The organism is Acinetobacter sp. AL9 (assembly GCF_041464035.1).
Classification (GTDB): Bacteria; Pseudomonadota; Gammaproteobacteria; order Pseudomonadales; family Moraxellaceae; genus Acinetobacter; species Acinetobacter towneri.
Window position 1 is genome coordinate 1 of sequence record NZ_JAYFSK010000077.1, and the last position, 8659, is coordinate 8659.

Sequence of the window (8659 nt, forward strand, 5' to 3'; positions counted from 1 at the left end):
CGCCGTATGGATATTATCATCGTCGCGCACCATTCTGGCCTGACCCATTCTATGATATGCCGCAAGTGGTGACCCTCGATCCGACTCAAGTGTCTTACACCATTCAGTGTTTTAAAGATCAAAAATCGAAAACTTCCGCAGTATTTTTCCGAATCCTGCTTTTTCCAAGTCATTTTGCTTGCTTTTGATAAGGCTCTAAATAATTAACCCACATCGGTTCTTGTAAAGCTGCCTGCACCCAAGCCTGCATGGCAGGATGTTGCATCACCCGCTGCATATAGTGTTGGCTTTCTGCGCTCACAGGCAAAGCATAGCTCATAAAACGTGTCACCACAGGGGCATAAAACGCATCGGCAATGCTAAATTCACCACACAAGAAACCATCTACAGCAGGACGTTCCACCCAAATGTGTTCAATGCGTGCCACATCCTGTCTTAAACCCGAATGTTCTTGCCATAACTTTGCACCCACCTCTGCTAAATTAGCGCGAATATTCATGCCGCATAAACTGCGTAAATCGGTAAAACCGCTGTGCATTTCTGCGCTGATGCTACGCGCCCAAGCGCGTTGCTGTGCATCACGTGGCCAAAGTGCCTGTTCAGGATATTGCTCTGCCAAGTATTCGCAAATGGCGAGAGAATCCCAAATCAACATGCCCTGATCTAATAAGGCAGGCACTTTACCATTGGGGTTAATTTCTAGGACACGTTGTTTAAAATCGCCCTCGCCACGCTCGCAGGGAAAGTTCAGTTGTATTTCTTCAAAAGCCAAGTCAAACGCCTTCAGTACCAACCACGGGCGCATCGACCAGCTCGAATAATTTTTATTGGCAATATACAGCTGCATCATGACGATGACTCCTGTGTGGTTTGAAGTTGCTGCAGTTGATTTAACAAAGTGCTCTCGTTAAATGCACCTGTTAAACGCAGACTGCGAATTTCTTGTTGTTGTGCATCCAAAAATAAAAAGGTAGGTGGCCCTAAAATTTCCCATTGATTCAACAAGGCTTGATGACTGGCATCGTAATGGCTTAAATCGAGTTTAATTAAATAAAATTCTGCAAGTGCCTGTTTCACGGTGGAGGATGTCAATACCTGCTGTTCAATCGGACGGCACGCCACACACCAATCGGCATAGACATCTATAATTATGCGCTGATTTTTCGGAGCTTGGGCAAGTAACTGTTGTAATTCCGTTGCAGTCGTTGCACGGTGCCATTCTAAAACCGCATCGTTTTCCTGCTGCCAAAAACGCTGGCTGTGTTGATATTGGTTATAAATCAGATACGGCACCACCACCAATAACGCACTCAGATAAATCGCCCGCAGCGTACCATGATAGCCACTCAAACGATGCAGCACATAGCCGACAAAACCCACTCCAAGTGCCAAACTAAGCCATTGCATCCATGCTTCACCCAATAACGGACGAATAAAATACAATGCCAATGCCAACATAATAAAGGCAAACAGCACTTTGACTTGATGCATCCACAAACCTGCGCGTGGCAAAGCTTTTGCCCCAAGCACACTGGCCAACAATAACGGCGTACCCATGCCAAACCCGAGCGTAAATAGCAGCAACGCCCCCTGCATCTGACTTTGGGTTTGTGAAATAAACAATAACGCCCCTGCCAATGGCGCAGTCATGCATGGGCCGACCAAAAGTGCCGACAACATGCCCATGAGTGCAGCACCTGCCAAATTGCCGCCTTTTTGCATAGATTGCGCCTGATCGAGTCGATTGACCCAAGCACGTGGTAACTTGATCTCAAACAGTCCAAACAAATTTAAGGCAAACAACACAAACAGTAAACTAAAGGCAATTAAAGTAGCAGGTTGTTGTAACCAACGCTGAAAATTCAAACCTGCGGATGACGCAATTAAACCCAATATGGCATAAACCATTGCCATGCCACAGACAAAAACCAGAGCAATCGTCCACGCTTTGACACCTTTATGTTCACGCACCAACAAGGAGGTCAAAATCGGTAGCATCGGCAAAGAACATGGGGTAAAGGCCAATAAAACCCCTAAACCAAAAAACAGCAGCAAGCCATAAGCAAATGAACTCTGTGCCAGTTTTTCTGACCACATTTGATCTTGTGCTGTGATGGGTCGCGCTGTCGCAACACTCGTTGAGGATGCTAGTGTGGAATTGGCAGGCGTTGTCGAAAACACATTCTGGGTTGGGTTACTGTGTCCGCCCCACAGATTTTTTTGTGCTGCGCTTTGATTGTCTAAAATCACCAAACCAGTGCTGTCGGTCTGAAATTCAATGCGCTGTGGTGGATAGCAAAGCCGATCTTGCGCACAACCTTGCCAACTCACTTGATAGCGCTGTGCAGCCTGCGTGGGAATTTTAAAACTGACTTGTTGATAATAAACCTGAGTATGTCCATAGTTTTCATCATAAACATCGTCTGCGGGAGGCAACTCTAAAGCCAGTATTTGCTGTCCATGCTCAACCTTAAATTGATGCTGATACAAATAATACTGTTCAGGCATGTTCCAACGCAGTTCAGCTTGCTGGGGATTGACCGATTCAACGCTAAACTGAAAGGCTTGTTCGGGTGGGAGTAAAGGTGCTTCTGCGTGTAGGCTTAACGAACACAGCAAAAATAGACTTGCGAGCAGACAAGATAAGCCCTGCGCCACATAACGTAAAATATCAGCCATTAGATCAACAGCAACTTGCCAAAAGGTCTGAAATAAGGACTGCTTCATGTTCTGCTCGCCTCGGCATGAACTTTATTAGGATGAAAACAGATCTGCAGCAAGCTTAATACTTAATAACTTTGGCCTGCTGCAGCATACAACGTATTTTAAAGCTTTAAATGGTTTCGATTGCTTAGAACAAAAACGCCATACCTAAACCTGCACGGTAACTTTTATCTGCACCGTCTAAATCTACACCGACACTGGCATCCAGTTGAGTGCGTTCATTCAGTGCGTAAATCACTCCCGAAATTAAGCCATATTCATTGTCCTGACTTTCAGCTTTGCGATAGACCAATTCTGAAAAACCTGACCATTGATCGCTTAAACGGTACTGAATATTGGGAATTGCTGTAACCGCCCAATCGCTATTTTGCACATCGTAACGCATGTTGATGCCTGTTTTTAACAGCTCGCTGTATTGATAGCTGACTGCCGTACCCAAGCTATAAATATCATCTTCTTCGCTAAAGCCATCATTGCCTGTGGCAATTAACGCTTGCAACAACACGGCCATAGAAAGTTTGTCATCATTTAAGTCAATGGCTTGTTTCAAACCAATGCTGACATCGCCCAAACCATCTTCTTCAACCGATTGACCTGCGGTTTTGCTTTTACTCCATGCAGGACCTTGCCAGCCCAGCTGTAACTCTAAATCTTGCGCCAAACCTGTACGTAACAGCATGTCAGCATTAAGGCGAGTGGTTTTAACTTTTTCGCCCGAAGCATCGTTACTTTCTTGATAACTTGCACTTGGCAAAGCTTGTTCCCAAGCCAACTTCCCTACAGGTGTAATACCCGTACTCACTCCTGCACCAGGACGATCAAACTCAAAATCTGCCGCGCTCACCTGCATGCTGATGCCTGCCGCCACGATTAACCCAACTGTTTTTAATACTGACATATTTTTATCTCTGCTCTTAGGCCAATTCTTTGCTCATTTTTGCGCCATAACGACGCAACAATTCTAAAGTCTGTTGTTCTTCTGGCAAAGCATCCGACCACTGAATTTCATCAAAATCACAATCAAACAATAAATCACTAATCGAAGATAAAATGGTTAAACCATCTTCATCTTTGCTGTTTGGATCGACTTTTTCATCCAATAAACGCTGCACTGCAGGAACACATGCTGCAGAAGCTGCATCCCACAATGGGCCGTAAATTTCTTCGGCATCCCATAAGTGCAAATTCACTTTGGCTTGAATCAATGCCTCTAAAATATCTAAATGCACTTGCAAATCTTGCTGTTTTTGCTGTTCTGTGAGTGGCTGACCTGCTTCGTATGCTTCGCAGACTTTTTCCCACCATTGAAATAAACCATCTGACCAGACTGAAATCACAGGGCCTTTTTCGGCATCCATAAAGTTAGGGTCTAAACCGTCTGCCAATAGGCGTTGCACTTGGGCAAGGTCTAATTCTTCTATTGCTTGCACCAAGACTTGTTGTTGCGCAGTTAACATGCAGAGAGCTCTCTTATTCAATGTTTAATTTAGAACTATTATGCCCAATAAAGCGACATTTGTATGAGATAAATGTCAGCAAATCGTGAATTTAGTGCATTGGCTACATGCAAACACAAAAAAGCCTCGCAAAATTTGCGAGGCTCTTGGAATCTGTCTGATCCTTATTCGTCGTCGCCACCAACATCTGTATCTACAAATTCTGGGCGAGCACCACGAGGATTTTCATTTTTCTCAAACGCATGTTCTAGGCTGCGTTTTAAACGGTCAATCGCACCGTGAATGGCTGTATCAATATTATGACCACGATGATTCACAACCACTGGTTTTAGACCTGCTGGACGTGCTTCAATCATACAACGAATATCGTCATCACCGCCTTTTTCACCATTTTCATCACTAAAATGCACTGAAAAATGGGTAATACGCTCACTGTGGCGTTGGAATTCATTATTCAGTTCTTCACGAACGTAACTAATTAATCGATCACTGTTTTGAATGTTTTTATCGGTACGGATTTCAATGTTCATGATTTCATCCTCTTGCGTTCGTTATTTCTGAATCTTGTTGTGCCAAAATCTTACACATAATTTTATATATACGTTTTGGCGTGTTTATAATGTGCTGTTTTTACAGCATAAAGTACATCTTCAACTTAGTTTGGAATCACTTCCTCCTACGTGAATGATGAACACTTTTAATTCTGCAGAACCGTGTCCCTATACCTTGAATATCGGGCCTATCTGAAAAATATGCAAGCGATATTTATAGAAAAGCAGCAAAAGAATAACCCTTTTATCACCAATTTCAGCTTAGATGTTCAATAAGCGATCAATTTGGATAGCACTACGTTGTTCAATCTATTGCCAATGAGAAACTTGATGCTTTTAAAGGGTTTAGTCACACCTGCAATATTCACCTTTACATTTTAACCATTGGTTTTAAATCGTTTAAAAAGCATTCAACCCAAAAGCTGATAGAAAACACCCCAAAATGACCCGTCAATAATCGAATTTTGCTTTATTTTTGCTAAAGAATCTGTATCCTTGAAACGCTTTTATTGGGGTCTATTTTTATGAAACTTACACATATTGCTGCGCTGTGCGCAATCTCCACTGCTGCAACTTTTACGCAAGCTGCACCGATTTGGCAAGATTCTAGCCTGACTGCTCTTTATGGTGAAAACTATAAATTAGGTACAGAAGATCGTACGACTCTTACTGCTGAATATGCAGCTAAACTCAAATATTCTGATGTGTTCTTCTTCGTTGACCAACAATGGGATGGCAATGATGATGACTCAACCTATTTTGAATTAGCGCCACGTTTAAGCTTGGGTGAAACTACAGGTCAAAACTTATCTTTTGGCCCAGTGAAAGATGTTCTCATTGCAACTACTTGGGAACATAATGCTGGACACGGTGCTAATCCTGAATTCAATAACTTTTTATACGGTATTGGTTTTGCTTTAGACATTCCATATACGCAATATGCAAATGTAAATTTCTACAAAGCAGACAACGATCTCACTAAAGATGATTATCAAATGACCATCACTTATGCTGTACCATTTAAAATTGGTTCAGAAGAGTTCTTGGCTGATGCCTTCCTAGACTGGTCTACTGCAGAAGATGACCATGCCAGCGAATTAAACTGGACTTCTCAATATAAATGGAATGTGGGCAAACACATTTCACCTAAAACCAAATTATACGTGGGTATCGAACACTCTGTTTGGAACAACAAGTTTGGTATTAAAGGCGTAGATCAAAACGATGTCAGCGCATTGGTCAAATACCATTTCTAAGCTGTATTTTTCTCTGTTCAAAAAAGCAAGACTTCGGTCTTGCTTTTTTATTGGTCATTAAAATAGTTTCCAATAAATATGCTTTGCTCATAACCATGCAACCCATTTGTACTTAGCGCAAAACTCCGCTACATTGAGTTAAATTTCAAATAAAAAGCACTGTGAAGCCCACATGCAAAAAACCGATTTCATTATTCTGCTGTTTTGTGCGATTGCTGCAATTTTGCATGGCATGAGCGGTTTTGGTTTTCCTATGCTCAGTACGGCTGCGGTGGCGATGTTATATCCACTCAGTACTGCGGTTGCTTTGGTTCTGATTCCCTGTTTGCTTCTCAATATCTACATGCTGCGGGGCGATGCCACACAATCTATATTCAGCAGTTTATATGGCTACTGCAAAAAATATTGGGGTTTAATCTTCAGTGCGCTGATTGGCAGCTATTTGGGCGTCAGTTTGCTGCTCATTCTGAACGAAGGTTATTTAAAATTGGCAATGGGCGTACTGATTTTATTGTACGTGGCCGATCAATTTCGACAACGTCCTTTGCAAATTTCTGCCTCACTCAAAAATATGCTGATTTTTGGTTTGCTGGCAGGTGTGATTGGTGGTGCGACCAATGCCATGGCACCATTTCTAATGATGTATTTACTCAGCACTCAACACAGCAAAACCGATATTGTGGTGATTAGCAACTTAAACTTTATTATTTCCAAACTCATTCAATTGGCAGTTTTATATCCAGTAATTCAACAGTTTAGCCACATACAATTAAAAGTTTTAGCCCTGATTTGCATCATCTCTATGCTGATGGTGTATATCGGCAGTCTGATTCGTAAACAAATTTCCCAGACATTATTTAAGCAGATTGTATTTACGTTATTGGGTTTTATGGCACTTTACGCGATTGCTCAAGGATTATTCATCATCCAAACATCACCTGCTTTATTGATATAAATCAGACCAATAAACATAACAAATGGAAAATTATTTAGATTTTTTTTGGCTTAAATAATTATTTACACCTATAATTAAGACCAGCTTAAAAAACAGTCTATTCAGACTGCTTCGGTCGTTTGCATCGACCAATCTTCCCTCTTTTCTTTTAATTCCTTTTGACGGAGTGAACTTCTATGGAAAATAACCATATAGAAGTGCCAGCCAATATTAAGCGAAAAGAACTGATCAAGACCTGGGTGATTGTTGTAATTGCAGCCCTGCTCTCTTTCGGTTTATACAATGTCTTGCCCTATGATGAAAATGCAAATAAGGGTCTAAGTCTGTTGCTTTTTATTGGTATTTTATGGCTCACCGAAGCTGTACACATTACCATTACCGCACTTTTGGTGCCGGTGCTTGCCGTAATTTTGGGCATGCCTGTTGAAAATGCCAGCAAAGTGCTTGAGCCAATTAGCACCAGCAAGGCATTGGCGACTTTTGCCGATCCTGTTATTTTCCTGTTCTTTGGTGGTTTTGCTTTAGCAACTGCGCTGCACATTCAGAAACTGGATCGTAAAATTGCGATGTGGATTATTTCCATGTCGGGCGGTCACTTGGGGATTTCGGTTTTATCTATTTTTATCGTCACTGCTGCGTTGTCGATGTGGATTTCCAACACAGCCACGGCGGCGATGATGTTACCGTTGGCACTAGGTTTGTTATCACACCTCGATGCCACCAAAGAGCGTAAAACCTTCGTTTTCATTTTATTGGGGATTGCCTACTCTGCCAGTTTAGGTGGTTTGGGTACGTTGGTGGGTTCGCCACCAAACGCTATTGCAGCCAAAGCATTAGACTATGACTTTGCTGACTGGATGAAAATTGGTTTACCAATGATGCTGATTTTGCTACCAGCGATGTTGGTCAGCTTATATTTGGTATTGCGTCCAAATTTAAATCAAAAAATTCATTTTGAAACTGAAGTGATTCCTTGGACCAAAACCCGTGTTGCAACGATGATTTTATTCGTATGTACTGCAGTGGCGTGGATTTTTGGTAAAAAACTTAGCGAAACCTTCGGCATTAGCCAACCCGATACATGGACTGCATTAGCTGCTGCATGTTTGGTAGTCATGCTAGGTACTGCATCTTGGAAGCAAGTAGCTGAAAATACCGATTGGGGCGTGTTATTACTGTTCGGTGGTGGTTTAACCCTCAGTGCGATCTTAAAAGATTCAGGCGCATCTTTGGTATTGGGTCAAACCCTTGCCAATACCTTTGGTGATACTTCGCCATTGGTAGTGATTTTTGCGGTGACCATCTTCATTATTTTCTTAACTGAATTTACCAGTAATACAGCGTCTGCTGCGTTATTGGTTCCTGTATTTGCTGCAATTGCAGACCAAATGGGTATTCCAAAAGAAATTTTAGTGGTGATTATTGGTATTGGTGCATCGTGTGCCTTTATGTTACCTGTGGCAACGCCACCAAATGCGATTGTATTTGGTACAGGTCAAATTAAACAAAGTGAAATGATGAGTGTGGGCATGGTGTTGAACGTCATGTGCGTATTTATTATTTCATTATTTGTATATTGGTTCTTTAGTTAAGCTGTCATTAAAAAGTAAACATGTATTCTTTTCCGAATTGGTTTGATACTCTCTCCACCCATTGCTCTATTTTATCAGCTGTCATGACTTGAAAATCTCGCCAATAATATTTCATCTGCTTCCA

8 protein-coding genes and 2 pseudogenes are annotated in these 8659 nt (G+C 41.9%); 4 read left to right on the forward strand and 6 right to left on the reverse strand.

Going from position 1 to position 8659, the window contains the following annotated elements:
- Window positions 1-188, forward strand: a pseudogene (locus tag ACEO2X_RS12450) (hypothetical protein); the annotation flags it as partial.
- Here ACEO2X_RS12450 and ACEO2X_RS12455 read toward each other — a convergent pair.
- From ACEO2X_RS12455 to ACEO2X_RS12475, 5 genes are all read right to left on the reverse strand, one after another.
- Window positions 170-850, reverse strand: coding sequence for a glutathione S-transferase family protein (locus ACEO2X_RS12455; RefSeq protein WP_179997059.1), 681 nt, complete (start codon window positions 848-850; stop codon window positions 170-172). The pseudogene ACEO2X_RS12450 and the gene ACEO2X_RS12455 sit on opposite strands and share 19 nt — an antisense overlap.
- A complete protein-coding gene (gene dsbD / locus ACEO2X_RS12460) occupies window positions 847-2679 on the reverse strand; it encodes a protein-disulfide reductase DsbD (RefSeq protein WP_371972099.1) in 1833 nt (610 codons plus the stop codon). The genes ACEO2X_RS12455 and dsbD overlap by 4 nt, the downstream gene beginning before the upstream one ends.
- 172 nt (window positions 2680-2851) lie before the next feature.
- Window positions 2852-3622, reverse strand: coding sequence for a transporter (locus ACEO2X_RS12465; RefSeq protein WP_179994152.1), 771 nt, complete (start codon window positions 3620-3622; stop codon window positions 2852-2854).
- Window positions 3623-3638: 16 nt separating this feature from the next.
- Complete coding sequence (locus tag ACEO2X_RS12470) at window positions 3639-4181, reverse strand: ankyrin repeat domain-containing protein (protein ID WP_136144366.1); 543 nt, start codon at window positions 4179-4181, stop codon at window positions 3639-3641.
- Window positions 4182-4345: 164 nt separating this feature from the next.
- Window positions 4346-4711: an HPF/RaiA family ribosome-associated protein gene (locus tag ACEO2X_RS12475; protein WP_004974190.1), complete on the reverse strand. Its 366-nt coding sequence runs from the start codon at window positions 4709-4711 to the stop codon at window positions 4346-4348.
- 545 nt (window positions 4712-5256) lie between these two features.
- Here ACEO2X_RS12475 and ACEO2X_RS12480 point away from each other — a divergent pair.
- From ACEO2X_RS12480 to ACEO2X_RS12490, 3 genes are all read left to right on the forward strand, one after another.
- Window positions 5257-5988, forward strand: coding sequence for an outer membrane protein OmpK (locus ACEO2X_RS12480; protein ID WP_179988758.1), 732 nt, complete (start codon window positions 5257-5259; stop codon window positions 5986-5988).
- A 172-nt stretch (window positions 5989-6160) separates the two neighbouring features.
- Window positions 6161-6943 (forward strand): sulfite exporter TauE/SafE family protein, encoded by a 783-nt coding sequence (locus ACEO2X_RS12485; RefSeq protein WP_004974188.1) that lies wholly within the window; start codon window positions 6161-6163, stop codon window positions 6941-6943.
- Window positions 6944-7119: 176 nt separating this feature from the next.
- Window positions 7120-8535, forward strand: a complete 1416-nt coding sequence (locus ACEO2X_RS12490; RefSeq protein ID WP_131261218.1) for a DASS family sodium-coupled anion symporter — start codon at window positions 7120-7122, stop codon at window positions 8533-8535.
- A 7-nt stretch (window positions 8536-8542) separates the two neighbouring features.
- Here the strand turns inward: ACEO2X_RS12490 and ACEO2X_RS12495 are convergent.
- Window positions 8543-8659 (reverse strand): annotated as a pseudogene (locus tag ACEO2X_RS12495) (transposase); the annotation flags it as partial.